Raw genomic sequence first — 15,543 nt, 5'->3', positions numbered from 1 at the left:
ATCACGTCCTTGCGGAGAGAGCGTCCGAAGCCTTTGCATGCATCAGATGTCTCATGCTGTAGCCAAGAATGAAGATTGCCGCCGCCGTGACGGACATCGCCGCCGCCAGAAAGATCAGCGCTCCCTGGAAGCCGCCGGTTGCATCGCGGACCCATCCGATAATCGTCGGGCCGAAGAAGCCGCCGGTACTGCCGACCGAGTTGATCAGCGCAATGCCGGCTGCTGCAGCGGTCCCGGTCAGAAGTGTCGAGGGGAAAATCCAGATCGTCGGCGAAGCACCGCCGATGCCGGCCGCACCGATCGTCAGGCCAATGACGCCGACGAACGGATTGCTGGCGAAGGCGGCGATCACAAAGCCGATCGCGCTGGCAATAAACGGCCCGGCAGTATGCCAGACGCGCTCGCCCGTCTTATCCGAATGGCGGCCAACGGTGATCATCGCAATAGCCATGAAAACAAATGGAATCGCCGCCACAAGGCTGGTCTGAAGAGTGGAAAGGCCAAATTGCTTGATGAACTGCGGCATCCAGATGGCGATACCCGTGGTACCGATGACCAGCCCGACGGCGATCAGGCACATCAGCAAAACGCGTGGGTCGACCAAGGCGCGCCCGACCGAGAAATGCTCCTGCTTCTCCTGAGCCTCACGCTCGCTGTCCAGGCGCTTTGTCAGCCAGCTGCGTTCCTCCTCGTTGAGAAAGGATGCGGATGCGGGACTGTCGGGGAGGGCAAAGAAGACGACAAACCCCATAATGAGCGCGGGCAGGCCCTCGATCAGGAACATCCATTGCCAGCCGTGAAGGCCCGCCACTCCGTTCAGGCTTTCCAGAATGAGGCCCGACATGGGAGCCCCGAGAACGGAAGCCAACGGCACCGCCACGTTGAACGACGAGAACATCGTGCCGCGATAGGCGCGGGGGAACCACAGCGTCATGTAGAAGATCATGCCCGGGAAAAATCCGGCTTCGGCGGCGCCCAGTAATATGCGCACTATATAGAAACTGGCGGGATTCCAGACGAAGGCCGTCAAGGCCGAGAGAATGCCCCAGGTGATGAGGATGCGGGCAATCCAGCGACGCGCTCCGACGCGCGCGAGCATCAGGTTGCTCGGGAGCTCGCATAAAACATAGCCCAGAAAGAAGATGCCGGCTCCAAAACCGAAAGCAGAGGCTGAAAAGCCGAGGTCGCCATTCATCGTCAAGGCGGCAAAGCCGATATTCACGCGATCCAGAAAGGCGGCCAAGTAGCAAAGCATAAGGATCGGCAGGATCCGCCTTGCAGCCTTGCTGATGATGTCTGCTCTATCCGTCATGATGTTCTCCTCCCACAGGTCGATGCTCGCCTGTTTCCCTCCCGTTTCTTAACCAATATTGACATTTTCAATCAAATGAGTTTTTTAAAGGTAGCAATATAGGAATTTTAAAAGTGCGGATAACGCTGGCCCAGGTGGAAGCTTTTTACTGGACGGTCCAGCTCGGCTCGGCGCAGAAGGCCGCACAGCACCTCAACCTTGCGCAACCAACGATTTCCCTACGCTTGAAAGATCTCGGCGAGGTGCTGGGTGTTGACTTGTTGGAGCGCTCTAGCCGCGGTCTCGTAATGACGGCGGAGGGGCGTCTATTGTTGCCTCGCGTCAGGTCGATTATGGCTGAAATTCAGGGCATCCAGCAACAGGATGCCGCCCGCGCGGTGGTCGGTGCCATCCGCGTAGGCCTCGCAGAAGGGTTCGCGGTCAATTGTTTGGCACCTTTGCTGGCCGGCCTGTTGGAGGATCATCCTTCCCTGGAGCCGGAATGGGTTGTCTCGACCAGCACGACACTCGAGGCTTCGCTTCTCGACGACAAGCTCGACGTCGCCGTTCTGCTCAATCCGCTCGGTCACGAAAAGCTCGCGCTTAAGCCGCTTGGTCCTCAGCCGACGCATTGGGTTGCGCCGGTCTCCTGGGATATGGATAGCGCGGTCGAACCCAAGCACCTTTGGGACAAGCCCATCATTTCCAATCCACCACCCTCTGCCATGTATCGGCAGGTCACCCATTGGTTTGCGCTTGCCGGCATCCAGCCGCAGCACATCAGTATCTGCACAAGTGTCGCCGTCATTCCCGAGCTCGTCGCCGCTGGCCTGGGCGCGGCTATTCTGCCGACTGCCATGGCTCTTCGTTATGTCGCGGAGGGCACGATCCAAATGCTGGCGTCCAGTCCGAAGATCGAGAACGGGCGGCTATTTCTCGGATCTCGCGTCGGTGTGGCGGACCAGAAGATCATCGCGGTCGAACGAACGACCAGCCGGGTACTGGAGAAACTGCACTATCTGGAGGTCGAAGCCAGAAACGTGGCGTAGTTTTCCACCATCGCGCAGCCACCTCCAACGCTTCACAGGGGCTTACCCGGAAATCCCGGGTTCACTTTAAATCACTCGTCGTCACACCGTGCGACCGCCGATCTCCGACGTTACGATTTTGCCGCAGAGAGCTACCATCTCGCCGAGCACGTCGATGCGATTGTCCGTGATGCGGGAAGCGGGACCGGCAAGCGAGATTGCCGCATGCACGGCACCGGCTTCATCAAAAATCGGGGCGGCAATACAACGCAATCCAAGCGAGAACTCCTCGTTGTCGACCGCAAAACCGCGCTGCCTGATATTGGCGAGTTCGAGGCGTAGTGCTTCTGGCGTCACGATCGTATGCTCCGTATAGCGCGGCAAGCCATTCCGTTCCACGATGCCGACGACGTCCTCCTCCTCCATATGCGCCAATATCGCCTTCCCGGCCGCTGAGCGATGCATTTCAACGCCACCACCGGGACGTGAGATTGCCCGAACCATTTGCTGGCTTTGGATCTGTGCCATGCACATGACCTCTTCGCCATCGAGCATGAAGAAATTCACCGTCTCACCCGTTTTTGTCATGAGACGGCGCATATGTGGAACAGCAAGCGGGACCATATCACGCGAACGCGCAAAGGCATTCCCGACCACAAAGGCTTGAACGCCGACGAGCCAGGACATCGTCGCCGGCTCGAATCGCACGAAACGCTGCCGTTGCAGCGTCGTGAGAATTCTATGCGCGCTCGACGGAGGCAGCGCGACGCTCCTGGCAAGCTCGGTCAGCGTCAGTCCGTCGTCGCACTCTGCCAGCCGGTTGAGAATGGCAACGGCGCGCGTAATCGACTGCACACCCCCTTCCGTCTGCGAGGCCTCCCTGCGCAGCTCTGTCCCTGCGGCTTTCTCTGTCATTCTTTCCACTCCTGTCGGCTCGTTCTGCCCACTATTCCACATCGTGAAATTTATTCCAATCTTGTTGCACACAATTTAGACATGCTTACAATATGGGCAAATAGCGAAGGAGCGAACGATGCGCGTTGGTGTTCACAAGATAGAGATGGGCAATCCGGGTGACGTTTCCGACCTCGAACGCATGATCGAGGTGGGTGAGATTGATCCGCGGGAGATCGTCGCGCTGATTGGAAAAACCGAAGGAAACGGAGGCGCCAACGACTTCACCCGCGGTTTCGCCACCCAGTCATTTTCATTGCTGCTCTCGCGTTATCTCGATCTTTCGCCCAACGACGTCGTCAAGCGCATCGCCTTCGTCTGGTCGGGCGGTACAGAGGGGGTCCTCAGTCCGCATGCGACCGTTTTCACACGAAGCGACAGCACTGCGCCTCGCGAAGGCAAGAGACTTGCAGTGGGCATCGCTGTGACGCGCGATCTGGCGCCGGAAGAAGTTGGCACCATGGTTGAGGTGCACGAGGTCGCGGCAGCCGTCCGCAAGGCCCGGACGGAAGCAGCCATCACCGATCCGCGTGACGTACACTATGTTCAGGTCAAGGGACCGCTGCTTACGCCGTCCGCTGTGGCAGACGCCGACCATCGGGGCGTCAAGCTCGTGACGCGCGATCCGAACGGCTCCAAGCCCTATGCCCGCGGCGCGACAGCGCTCGGCGTCGCTCTCGGTCTGGGCGAAGTCAGCGAGACCGAACTTAACGACGAAGTGATCACCACGCGTATGGATCTTTATTCGTCCGTTGCAAACACGTCTGCCGGGGGCGAGTTGCGCAACTGTGAGATTCTACTGTTCGGCAATTCGGCTGAGGCCAGTGGCGACTTGAGGATCGGACACTCCATCCTGCGCGACGTTATCGATGCTGACGGTGTGCGCGCAGCGGTACACGACGCACTCGGCGATGGGGACGCGCCGATCGATGTCGGACGCATCCAGGCGATCTTCGCCAAGGCCGAGGCACCCCCCGGCGGGCTACTACGTGGTCGCCGCACGACCATGCTTTCCGACGCCGACATCAATTATGAGCGCCATGCCCGTGCCGCGCTCGGAGCGGTGATCGCTTCCGTGACCTTTGATTCTGCAATTTTCGTCTCCGGCGGCACCGAACATCAGTGCAAGCCCGGCGAAGCGCCGATCGCTGCGATCGTCAGCGTTTGAAAATCCAAAGACCGAGCGCGCGCCGACGGCCGCTCAGTCGCAATAAGAACGCCGGAAGCAATGCAAAGACCAAAATCAACCAGAGGGATGCATTATCATGACTAAAGAGACCTCCGACCGCTGGCGGTCGTCGGCGGCTGTCGCTGTTGCCGTGCTCTCGCTCACGGGAGCTGTCGCTACACCCGCATATGCAGAAGACAAGGCCGCAATACTGCTTCCGGGCAGCGCCAACGACCAAAGCTGGAATGCTCTCGGCTATTCCATTCTGAAAAGCCTCGAGCCGCATGGATTTAAGACGGCCTATTCCGAAAACGTCGCCGACGCCGATGAGGCCGAGGCCGTCCGCGACTATGCCAATCAGGGCTACAATATCGTTCTGGGGCATTCCGGTCGTTTTGTATCGGCCATGGAAGAAGTCGCCCCCGATTTTCTCAAGACGCAGTTCATCGCGGTCAGCGGCAATGAAGGCGCACTGCCCAATGTGATGTCGATCGACTACAACAACGCCCAATTCGGCTGCCAACTCGGCCTGCTCGCCGCACGCATGAGCAAAACGCACAAGGTCGGCGGCATCTATGGACTACAGGGCGTACCCAACATCACGGCCCAAGCCGGCGGTTTCCGCGTCTGCGCCACCAAGGCTGGGGCCACGGTTACGATTCTCTATATCAAGAACATGGAAGACTCGGCAGAAGCCAAGGAAGCGGCATTGTCGCTTATCGGCAACGGCGCCGATTTCATCACCGGCAAGCTGAATGCGGCTGAGGCCGGACTCGTCCAGGCGGCCAAGGAAAAGCATGTTTTTGTAACCGGTCGCGGCTTCGACCAGACGGCAATCGCGCCGGATCTTGTTCTGACCAATATCGTCGAAGACTGGCCGGCAATGATCGGCAGCACCGCCGATCAGGCCAAGACAGGCAAGCTGTTCGGCACCTTCGTGCAATATGGCTACGACACGGGGTCGGTGACCGGCGCATCGCTGAAATACGGTGCCGACAAGGCCTTCAATCCGGTTGTTCCGGACGCCGTGGTGAAAGAGGTGAACGACATGGCGGCCGATTTCGCTTCCGGCAAGCTCAAAATCGCGCCGACCGACCAGGATGCTCGCAGCGGCAGCTAATCTCAAGCGCCGGCCTTTGGCCGGCGATCCTTTCCTTTTTCCTGCGAGCAGCGCGGTTTTTCCTGCGCCACCGTTTTCGACATTTATCTTGCCTGCCCTGTTCTCGGCGGGTTTATCCGAGGGCTTAATGGCTGCACTTCTGGAAATGCGCGGGATTGTTCGCTGTTACGGTGCCTTACGCGCCAACGACGGCATCGATCTCGATGTCCATGCCGGTGAAATCGTTGGCTTGCTGGGAGAGAACGGCTCTGGAAAGAGCACCCTTATGAAGGTGTTGTTCGGCATGGTGCCGCCCGACGCCGGCGGCATCGTGTTTCGCGGCAGGGAACTCTCCGACCACCGCCCCCGTGAAGCGATGGCGGCGGGCATTGCCATGATACATCAGCATTTCATGCTGATCGATGCCATGACAGTGGTCGAAAACGTTATGCTTGGTTGGTCTGACGCTGGCCGGCTGCTACGTCGGGAAGCGATCGCCGACCGTATCCGAGATGTCAGTCGTCGGTTCGGTCTCGACCTTGAGCCATACGCCCGCGTCGCCGATCTGCCCCTTGGCCGACGGCAACGCATCGAGATCCTGAAAGCGCTGCTGCGCGAGGCTGAGCTGCTCATCCTCGATGAGCCGACATCGAACCTCGCGCCCCCGGAAGTGGCCGATCTGCTCGACATCCTGCGGCGTCTGCGGGACGAAGGCAAAGGCATCGTCTTCATTACGCACAAGCTGCCGGAAGTGCTCGATGTCTGCGACAAGGTCGTTGTGCTGCGCGCCGGACGCGTCTCCGGCAAGGGGCCGATTGCCGGCGCCAGCCGCGCCCAGCTCGCGGAGATGATGGTCGGACGCGACGTCACGAAGCCGCAAATTTTGACGGATCATACGCCCGGTCCCTCCCGACTGGAAATCTCCATGCTCACCGGCCCTGGCCTTGGTCCGCTCGATATTGCCGTTCGTGGGGGGGAGATTCTCGGTATCGCGGGCGTCGATGGCAACGGGCAGCTCGAACTGGCCGAAACGCTGGCCGGGCTTCGCGCCTTCACGGCCGGAACGATCAAGCTCGATGGACGTGACATCAGTCGCGTTTCGGTTGCTGCCCGCACCAAGGCGGGATTGGCCTATATGCCCGCGGACCGATCATCGACCGCACTCGTTCGTAGCATGTCCATCGCCGAAAACCTGATGCTGCGCGATAGCAGACGCGCGCCATATTGCCGGCGCGGCATCCTTGCTGGCAAAGGTTTGGCCGCCAAGGCGCGGGCACTGATGGAACATTACGACATTCGCGCGCCTTCTCCTGCCACTCTGGCGAGCCGGCTGTCGGGCGGCAATCAGCAGAAAATCGTCATCGCCCGCGAGCTCGAGAGGGCCCCGGCCGTGCTCATTGCCCATCAGGCAACCTGGGGTCTTGATCCAGGCGCCACGCGCTTTGTGCTGGAGCGAATGATCATGCTTCGCGACGCCGGTGCGGCCGTGATCTACATTTCGTCCGAACTGGAGGAAGTCCTGGCGATCAGCGACCGAATCGCCGTCCTTTCAGGCGGCGTTTTTGCCGGCGTGGTGCCGCGGACGGAGGTGGAGATGGGGCAGATTGGCCTCTGGATGTCGGATCGCGCAGCATGACTGAACTTTCGCCCCTTGCAGCACGATCGTCTCAGCGCCTTGCTTTTCGGTTGCGGTCGGACTGGCTGTTTCTTCGCATCCTCGTCGCGATTGGCCTGTCGATGGCTTGCGCGGCCGTACTCGTGTCGCTTGCGGGCCACAGCCCGCTCGAAGCCTTTCTGGCCATGCTTGCTGGAGCTCTCGGCTCACCGCATCAGATCGGCGTGGCGCTCAACCGCACCTCGCCCTATCTGTTCGCCGGCGCGGGCCTTGCCATCTGCTTTCGTGCCGGCGTCATCAACATGGGCTCCGACGGGCAGATCGCCATGGGCGGCATCGGTGCGGCCGCCACCGTTGTCTTCTGGCCGGGCGAGCCAACCGTCGTTACAACGATCTTGGCGCTTGTCGGCGCGGCGGTCTGCGGCGCATTATGGGCGGGGATCGCGACCGCCATCCATCTCGGCCGGAGGGTCCACGAAGTCCTCGTGACACTGCTTCTCAACTTCGTTGCCCTTCTCATTGTTCAACTGGTGCTTTCAGGTGCGCTCGGTCAGCGTGGAGCCGGTTTCCTGCAATCGCCAGCCTTCCCGCGCGCCGTCTGGCTCTGGCGCATACCGGTGTTCGACTTCCATATCGGCATTTTGTTTGCTGTCGCTGCGGCCTGCATTCTCTCCTTCATGCTCTGGAAGACGCCGTTCGGCTTTGCCTTGCGGGTCGCCGGAAAATCGAGACTTGCGACCGCATATGCCGGCTTCTCCCTGCCGGCCATCACCTGGGGCGTCATGCTGACCGCAGGCGCGCTTGCGGGTCTTGCCGGCGGCACGGAGGTCCTCGGCCTGCATCATCGGCTGATAGAAGGCTTCTCGTCCGGTTTTGGCTTCAAGGCCGTTACGGTTGCGCTTCTTGGGGCACTGGAACCTGGTGCCGTCATTCCAGCAGCCTTGTTCATTGGACTGCTTGAGACGGGTTCGTTGTCCATGCAGCGCCAGATCGGCGTACCATCGGCGCTCGTCGTCGTTATCGAGGGAATAACAATGCTCTTCATCCTGACAGCCACGGTGCGCCGATCATGATCGACTTTTTAGCTGCCGCCATTCGCATCGCCACGCCGTTGGTGTTCGCAGCCCTCGGGGGCATCCTTTCGGAGCGGGCCGGCGTTTTCGCCGTCGGGCTCGAAGGCATGATGCTCATGGGCGCCTTCGCGGGCATCCTCGGCTCATGGGTCTCCGGAAACGCAGCGGCAGGCTTGCTGCTCGCTGTCTTGGGCGGTGTTTCCATCGGTATCATTGTTGCTGTCGTTGCGGTCCGCTACCGGGCCGACAATATGGTAACTGGCTTGACGGCCAATATTCTTGCCCTTGGCATGACCACCTATCTCCTGCAAACCCTTTCCGGCGGCGGCAGTCCGATAGCCATCCACCTGGAACCGCTTGCGCCTTGGCCGATTCCCGGTCTTGCAGACATTCCGGTCGTCGGTTCACTTTTCTTTTCTCAGCCACCGCTCACCTATCTTGCCGTTATCGGCTGTGCAGTACTTTCCATCATCCTCTTTCGCACGCAGGCGGGCCTCAAGCTTCGCGCGACGGGAGAGAATCCAGAAGCGGTATTCGCGGCTGGCCTCGATCCCATGCGAATCCGCATGATCGCCGTCGCCTGCTGCGGCGGTGTTGCCGGCCTTGGCGGCGCAGTTCTTTCGCTCCAGCAGGTCGGAACGTTCACGGACGGGATGACTGGCGGGCGGGGCTATCTTGCGCTCGCCTCGCTGATCGTCGGCCGCTGGAACCCCTGGGGTGCCGCGGCAGCATGCCTGGTTTTTGGCGCAGCGGAGGCTTTCGAGCTGCGATTGCAAGGCTTCGGTGTCCCGATCAGCTCCTATATCGTCCAGATGGTGCCTTATCTCATCGCGCTTGCGGTGCTCGCCGGTTTGGGCCAGTCGAGCAAGTTGCCTGCTGCGATCGGCAAGCCAGTCTGAGCCGGGAAAGGAGTAAGCGGAATGTTGGAGGAGATTGGCGAAATCGCCGCCGCACTACGCAGCGGTGCATTGACGGCACAGGCGTTGCTCGAACGTTGCATCGAGCGCATCGCGAGGCTGGATCCGGTTTTGAACAGCTTCGTCGCCATTGACGAAACGAAGGCACGCCACGCCGCGCGCGAAAGCGACCGGCGGTTGACCTCCGGGACGGCACGTTCACCGCTCGAAGGCATTCCGCTGTCGATCAAGGACAACATCCTCGTGCGAGGCTTGCCGGCGACTTGGGGAACCCGGGCACTTAAGGATTTTGTTCCCGATCGCGATGAGCTGCCGGTGGCACGCCTGAGAGAGGCCGGCGCCGTCATTCTGGGCAAGACCAACGTGCCGGAACTGACGCTCGAGGGGTATACAAGCAACGATCTTTTCGGCACCACGCGCAATCCCTGGGACACCGCGCTGACGCCGGGGGGATCGTCGGGCGGTGCTGCGGCAGGCGTCGCGGCCGGCCTTGTTCCGGCTGCACTCGGCACTGACGGCGGCGGTTCGATCCGGCGCCCGGCATCTCACACAGGTCTCGTCGGCTGGAAGCCCTCCACCGGACACATACCGCGTCTTTGGGGCTTCCCCTCTATCCTTACCGATTTCGAGGTTGTCGGAACCCTGACACGAACGGTCGCCGATGCCCGACTGCTCAATGCGATCATGAAAGGGCCGGACGCGCGCGACCGGCGATCGCTATTGGCCCGCCCCGGCTCATGGCCGAACCGAAGACGACGCGTGCTTTATGTGCCGCAGTTTGCCGGCAGCGCAGTGGATCCCGAGGTCGCCGCTGCAACAGCGGCCTTCGCCGACATGTTGGTACAAACCGGAGCGGAGGTGGTGACTGGTGAGGTGTTCTTTGATCTTGAATCGGCAAATCACATCTGGCGCGTAATATCACGCGCAGGCGTGGCATTTCTCATGGGCTGGCGCAATGGAAGTCTCGGCTCCAATGCTGGTATCTCAGTAAGAGCCATGGCCGAAGAGGGTAGAGCAATCACCGGAGCCGACTATATGGAAGCTCTTGAACGGGTAGCTGCTCTACGTCTGGAAATCGCCGACATCTTCGCGGATTACGATCTGGTGCTGACGCCGAGCGCAGCAGCCTTGCCCTGGCCGGCAGAAAATTCTTATCCGAACCGCATCGCCGGCCGGCCGGCCGGCCCGAGAGATCATGCAGTCTTCACCGGCTGGGTCAACATCGCTGGACTTCCCGCCATAGGTCTGCCGATTGCGCTGTCGGATTGCGGATTACCGATCGGCATCCAATTGGTGGCCGGATTTGGCAGGGACGAGGAATTGTTGGCCTTTGCCGACGAGACCACCCGTGCATGGCCGCCTCCGCCTGTACCAAAATTTAATAGAATCAATTCACTTTGCGTGGACTGACAGAGGCGGCGGGACTTACCGCTTAGGTCTCACGGGTCCACTTTGCCATCAAATCCTCAAAAGGCTCTGCATTTGCGACCAAGGGGCCATCGTTCGCCATCCCCTGAATGTCAGTTGCAAAGGATTGTCAGTTTGAATTTTACGGCCCCGCACTGACTGACGCAGAAAGCTGTCAGTGGTGGAATTCCCGGTTTCTGGTCGCCTCGCGGAAACGAGCCGGAGTGAACTCCGTGAAGTGCCGGAAGCGGCGGGCGAAAGCGCTCAATTCGCTGTAGCCAAGCTGATCGCTAATGACCGGGATCGAGAGGTGCGTGTTGGCAAGCAGGCTTTTCGCGATCTCCATCCGCACCATGTTGCGCAGTTCGGCATAATTGACGCCACATTCGGCAAGTTTGCGCTGGAAGCTACGCAGACTCATACCGAAATCCGCCGCCGCGTCTTCTATGTCGATGCTTGCATGCTGGCAAAGCGCTGCAGCGATCCATGCCTTGAGTGCCGTAACAAGGTCGAGGCGTTTCTCGCGGCGATAAAGAAGATCTGACAGTTCGCAGGCGATACGCAAATGGTCTTGCGCGTCGCCACCGGTGCCGATTTGACGATCGAGAAACCTCTTCGGGAAAACGATCGCGTTTTCCCGGCGCCCGAATGCCAGGGGACAGGCAAAATGTGAGCGATAAAGCGCCAGATTGTCACCGGGCATATGCTCAAACTCTATGCATGAGGGTTTCCAATCCTCTCCGATTGCGGTTGCGAGCATGGTGTTTAGCACGCTCTCCGTGAAATCCGCATCCTGGGTTTTATGACGTACAGTGTTGTCACGGATCGAATAGGAGAAGCGGGCGACATCGTTCTCCACCACCAGCGTGGAGCGGGTATTGCTTTGCAACGCTGGGAAATAGCGGCTGAACTGGGTCAATCCATGTTTCAATGTCGGCGCCGTCAGAAAAAGCGCCGCTAGCGAACCAAGTGCCTGGAATTCAAATTTTTTCCCAAGTTTCAGGCCCAGCAGGGGATCGTTTTTTTCCTCCGATGCAACCTCGAGCGCGCAGGTGAAGGCTGCCAGCGGCATGAAATCACCATCGGCAAACAAAGCATGGTTTCCAAGGCCGACCCGAGCCGAAACCGCCTTCATATCAAGCCCGCCCAGACTGATCGAGGCTAGCATTCCGTCCATGGCAGAAGAGGCGATGACACCAGTGGTTTCCATAGTTTGCGCTCCACTTCTGCTGAACGAAACGCAAGCGCCATGCCAAGTCACCTTCGGTCGTCGTCGAGAAATTTTGGCGTGAACTGTCAAATACAGCAACGATGAATTTTGCGTATGATCGTCATCAGCACGTATATTTATGTAACAAACAGTAATAAATACATTTATTTCTGCGGATACTTCGCGGAATAACTAGTATTTTTACAATTTATACATCTAACAACAGGTGCACCCCAATCAATCTGGCGACATACATCGCGGGAAGAAAAGGAATTTCCTATGTCCGAGATCGAACTTGGGAAAGCCGGAACCGATCTCCGGCGCAATGCGATTGGCGTCAGCCACATCGTCTTTTTCGTGGTGGCTGCTGCCGCGCCGTTGACAGCGGTGGTTGGCGCTTCGCCGGCCGCCTTTGCATTCGGGAATGGACCCGGTGTGCCGGCAACTTATCTTCTCGTCGGCGCTCTCTATCTTCTTTTCAGCGTCGGCTTCACGGCAATGAGCCAGTTTATCGGTTCGGCTGGCGGCTTTTATCCCTATATCGCCGCTGGCCTTAGCCGTCCTGCGGGGGTGGCCGGCGCGTTTATCGCACTTGCCACCTATATCGCGATTGAACTGGCAGTGTTCGGCCTCTTCGGTTTTTTCGTCAACGACATCGTCAAGACATCTGGAGGCACTGATGTCCCTTGGTGGCTGTACGCTTGCCTGCTTGCAGCCCTGATTTATGTCTGCGGCCGCCGGAACATCGAATTCTCCGGCCGCGTTCTCGGCTATTGCATGATCGCGGAAATCGCCATCCTGGCGCTTTTTTCGCTGCGCGTGTTGCTCTCAGGCGGCGGACCGGAAGGCATAACGGTCGCCCCCTTCGGGCCTTCGGCCGTTCTTGCTCCGGGTATGGGCGTCTCTCTGGTCTTCGTTGTCGCGTCCTTCATCGGTTTCGAGGCAACCGCCATTTTCGGCGAAGAGGCCCGCGACCCCAAGCGTACGATTGCGCGGGCAACTTATCTCGCCGTTATTATCATCGCTGTCTTCTATGCCTTCGTTACCTGGGCGGTGGCGCTGCACTACGGCCCATCCAATATTGCAGCGGAGGCGACGGCCAATACCGCGACACTCTACTTGACCGCTGTAAAGGCGATGTTGGGCGGCCCGGCCGGGATCGCTCTGAATGCTCTTTTGATCACCAGCCTCTTTGCCTGTGCGCTTTCCTTCCACAACACCATCAACCGTTACTTCTATTCGCTCGGCCGCGAGAGACTGGCATGGTCCGGCTTCGCCCGCACTCACGGGACACATCAGTCGCCATACATGGCCGGTGCGGTCCAGACGGTAATGATGATCGTACTGATCCTCGCCTTCGCGCTGGCCGGGCAGGATCCTTATGCGGTCGTGTTTGCCTGGATGGGTGCCTTTGCCAGCGTCGGCATTCTCCTGTTGCAGACAATGGTTTGCCTGGCGGTAATCGGCTTTTTCCGCAGCGACGCGCGAGACGTCGGGATATGGCATCGCATCGTCGCGCCGGGGGTCAGCATGGCCGGGCTGCTGGTCTGCCTTGTTCTGATGGTCATCAACCTGCCGCTCGTCAGCGGTTCGGAATCCCCGATCGTCGCAAGCTTCCCCGTCATTCTGGTGCTGATCGGCCTTGCTGGTGCAGCCCTCGCGGTCTGGTTGAAAGCTCGCAGGCCGGATGTCTACGCCAATCTCGGCCGCGCTTTCGCCTGACAGGGCGCCGGCCTTCTACACATGAAGAAAGACCACGAGGGAGCGGCATTCAACCGCCGCCGCTCTCTTTAGGCAAGAGACATATTCGAACGGACAAAGGACGAATGCCATGGATACCTGCTGTGTTTCCAACCAGCCCCGCCAGATGCCACTGGTCGTCAGCCATCCCTTGCAACCATTGACGCCGGAGGAGATTCGCCAAGTGGCGACGATCGTGCGCAAGCATCCGCCCTATGGGGATGATACCCGTTTTGAGACGATCGAGTTGATGGAACCGGACAAGGCAACGGTCAGGGCGTTTTCGCCTGGTTCGTCGATAGCCCGCAAGGCGAGGGTCAACGTTTTCAGTGCCGCCATCGTCAGCGTGACGAGCCTCATCGTCTGCCTCGATACGGATACGATCCTGAGCCGCAAAGATTTTCCCGGCAAACGGCCGATGATCCAGCTCGAGCAGTTTCTTGGCATCGAGGGTATCGTCCGTGCCGATCCGGTCTTCATTGCCGCTTGTGAACGCCGTGGGATAACCGACATGGACACGGTTTGCATTGACCCCTGGTCGGCTGGAAACTTCGACGTGCCAGGCGAGGAAGGCCGACATCTTTGCCACGTATTCTGCTGGGTACGGCTGCGCGAGAACGAGAACTTCTATGCCCACCCGATCGAAGGGCTAAACGCGGTGATCGACCTCAACACGAACGAGGTGATCCGCGTCGACGACTATGGCGTCGTTCCCATTCCAACGCGGGAGGTGAATTATGAAAGCCAGTTCATCGAAACATTTCAGCCTCAGGCCAAGCCGATCAACGTGGTTCAGCCGGAAGGCGTGAACTTCACCTTCGACGGTCACCGGATCACCTGGCGCAACTGGTCCCTTGTGGTCGGCTTCAACGCACGCGAGGCTCTAACCCTGCATGACATCCGCTTCGATGGCCGGCCAATCGTCAACCGTGCCTCCATCGTTGAGATGACGGTACCGTATGGCAGCCCGGACAACGGCCATTTCCGCAAGAACGTCTTCGATATCGGCGAATACGGTATCGGCAAGCTTGCCAACTCCTTGAAACTCGGTTGCGACTGCCTCGGCGTCATCAAATATCTCGACGTGCACCTCAACACCATGGATGGTGATCCGTGGACGATCGAAAAAGCCATCTGCGTGCATGAGGAAGATTCGGGACTTCTCTGGAAGCACATCGACTTCCGCACGGAACGCGCCGAGATCCGCCGCAGCGCCAAACTGGTCATCTCCACCATCTGCACCGTCGGCAACTACGAATACGGGCTGTACTGGTATCTACATCTCGACGGCACGATCGAGCATGAGGTGAAGGCAACCGGCATCATCAACACAGCCGCCTGCATTCCAGGCCAGCCGCCGAAATATGGGCGTGAGGTGGCGCCTGGCGTGGTCGGCCACATTCATCAGCACATTCTATGCGCCCGTCTCGACATGGCGGTCGATGGCGACGCCAACAGCGTGGTTGAGTGCAACACCTATGCTGAGCCGTTTGGACCTTCCAACCCCTATGGCAATGCCTTCTACGAGGAGCAGACCGTGCTCACGCGGGAAAGCGAGGCAGCAAGGCGGGCCGAACCTGCATCGCAACGCTACTGGAAGGTCATTAATCCGAACAGGACGAACTATACTGGCGCAGCCGTCGGCTATAAGCTGGAGGCTAACCATTGCATTACGCCCTTCGTGCACCCGGATTCGCCTTCCGGGAAGCGCGCCGCCTTTGTGCAGAACCATGTTTGGGTCACGGCCTATGATCCTGAAGAGCGTTTTCCTGGTGGCGACTTCATGAACCATTCCGACGGGACGGAAGGTCTTGTGGAGTTCATCGCCAAGGATCGGCCGATCGAGAATACTGACATCGTTCTCTGGCATGTTTTTGGGCTGCACCATCCCGTGCGGATTGAGGATTTCCCGGTACAGCCTTGTGTCTTCACCGGCTTTAAGCTCATGCCAAGCGGCTTTTTCAACAACAATCCGGCGATCAACCTGCCGCCGGTCGTCAACGCGGCAAGTTGCTCGGCTTGAGCCGTGGTGCCATGAACG

Annotated in this window: 12 protein-coding genes; 9 read left to right on the top strand and 3 right to left on the bottom strand. The window is 59.4% G+C overall.

All coding sequences use genetic code 11. The features are described 5' to 3' along the window. Position 1 precedes the first annotated feature (1 nt). Positions 2 to 1,312, bottom strand: coding sequence for an MFS transporter (locus tag EX00_RS12155; protein WP_047457831.1), 1,311 nt, complete (start codon positions 1,310 to 1,312; stop codon positions 2 to 4). Between the two features lie 113 nt (positions 1,313 to 1,425). Between EX00_RS12155 and EX00_RS12150 the strand changes: the two genes are divergently transcribed. Continuing rightward, positions 1,426 to 2,340 carry a LysR family transcriptional regulator gene (locus tag EX00_RS12150; RefSeq protein ID WP_047457829.1) on the top strand — a complete coding sequence of 305 codons (915 nt, stop codon included), beginning with the start codon at positions 1,426 to 1,428 and terminating at the stop codon, positions 2,338 to 2,340. Between the two features lie 81 nt (positions 2,341 to 2,421). Here the strand turns inward: EX00_RS12150 and EX00_RS12145 are convergent, their stop codons facing one another. After that, positions 2,422 to 3,234, bottom strand: a complete 813-nt coding sequence (locus EX00_RS12145) for an IclR family transcriptional regulator (protein WP_052210726.1) — start codon at positions 3,232 to 3,234, stop codon at positions 2,422 to 2,424. 118 nt (positions 3,235 to 3,352) lie between these two features. Between EX00_RS12145 and atzD the strand changes: the two genes are divergently transcribed. The 6 genes from atzD (at position 3,353) to EX00_RS12115 (ending at position 10,555) form a co-directional block, all read left to right on the top strand. Next, on the top strand, positions 3,353 to 4,441 hold the full coding sequence (gene atzD, locus EX00_RS12140) for a cyanuric acid amidohydrolase (RefSeq protein ID WP_047457827.1): 1,089 nt from the start codon (positions 3,353 to 3,355) through the stop codon (positions 4,439 to 4,441). 97 nt (positions 4,442 to 4,538) lie between these two features. Further along, on the top strand, positions 4,539 to 5,561 hold the full coding sequence (locus tag EX00_RS12135) for a BMP family protein (RefSeq protein ID WP_047457823.1): 1,023 nt from the start codon (positions 4,539 to 4,541) through the stop codon (positions 5,559 to 5,561). A 127-nt stretch (positions 5,562 to 5,688) separates the two neighbouring features. Beyond that, positions 5,689 to 7,176 (top strand): ABC transporter ATP-binding protein, encoded by a 1,488-nt coding sequence (locus EX00_RS12130; RefSeq protein ID WP_047457821.1) that lies wholly within the window; start codon positions 5,689 to 5,691, stop codon positions 7,174 to 7,176. Continuing rightward, on the top strand, positions 7,173 to 8,228 hold the full coding sequence (locus tag EX00_RS12125; protein WP_047457818.1) for an ABC transporter permease: 1,056 nt from the start codon (positions 7,173 to 7,175) through the stop codon (positions 8,226 to 8,228). Before EX00_RS12130 ends, EX00_RS12125 begins: the two co-directional genes overlap by 4 nt. After that, positions 8,225 to 9,127 carry an ABC transporter permease gene (locus tag EX00_RS12120; protein ID WP_047457815.1) on the top strand — a complete coding sequence of 301 codons (903 nt, stop codon included), beginning with the start codon at positions 8,225 to 8,227 and terminating at the stop codon, positions 9,125 to 9,127. Before EX00_RS12125 ends, EX00_RS12120 begins: the two co-directional genes overlap by 4 nt. A 21-nt stretch (positions 9,128 to 9,148) precedes the next feature. Beyond that, the gene (locus EX00_RS12115) at positions 9,149 to 10,555 is read left to right on the top strand and encodes an amidase (protein WP_052210725.1); all 1,407 of its coding nucleotides are present in this window, start codon (positions 9,149 to 9,151) and stop codon (positions 10,553 to 10,555) included. A 172-nt stretch (positions 10,556 to 10,727) separates the two neighbouring features. On the opposite strand, the gene EX00_RS12110 is transcribed toward EX00_RS12115, so the two are convergent. Continuing rightward, a complete protein-coding gene (locus tag EX00_RS12110) occupies positions 10,728 to 11,720 on the bottom strand; it encodes an AraC family transcriptional regulator (protein ID WP_210165817.1) in 993 nt (330 codons plus the stop codon). A 321-nt stretch (positions 11,721 to 12,041) separates the two neighbouring features. Between EX00_RS12110 and EX00_RS12105 the strand changes: the two genes are divergently transcribed. Then, complete coding sequence (locus EX00_RS12105; protein WP_047457813.1) at positions 12,042 to 13,484, top strand: APC family permease; 1,443 nt, start codon at positions 12,042 to 12,044, stop codon at positions 13,482 to 13,484. A 109-nt stretch (positions 13,485 to 13,593) separates the two neighbouring features. Then, positions 13,594 to 15,525, top strand: a complete 1,932-nt coding sequence (locus EX00_RS12100; RefSeq protein ID WP_047457812.1) for a primary-amine oxidase — start codon at positions 13,594 to 13,596, stop codon at positions 15,523 to 15,525. The last annotated feature ends 18 nt before the right edge of the window (positions 15,526 to 15,543 follow it).

The organism is Martinezella rhizogenes (genome assembly GCF_000799715.1).
Lineage (GTDB): Bacteria > Pseudomonadota > Alphaproteobacteria > Rhizobiales > Rhizobiaceae > Rhizobium > Rhizobium rhizogenes_C.
The sequence above is the reverse complement of the archived record's forward strand: the minus strand, read 5'-3'. Positions and strand labels throughout refer to the sequence as shown.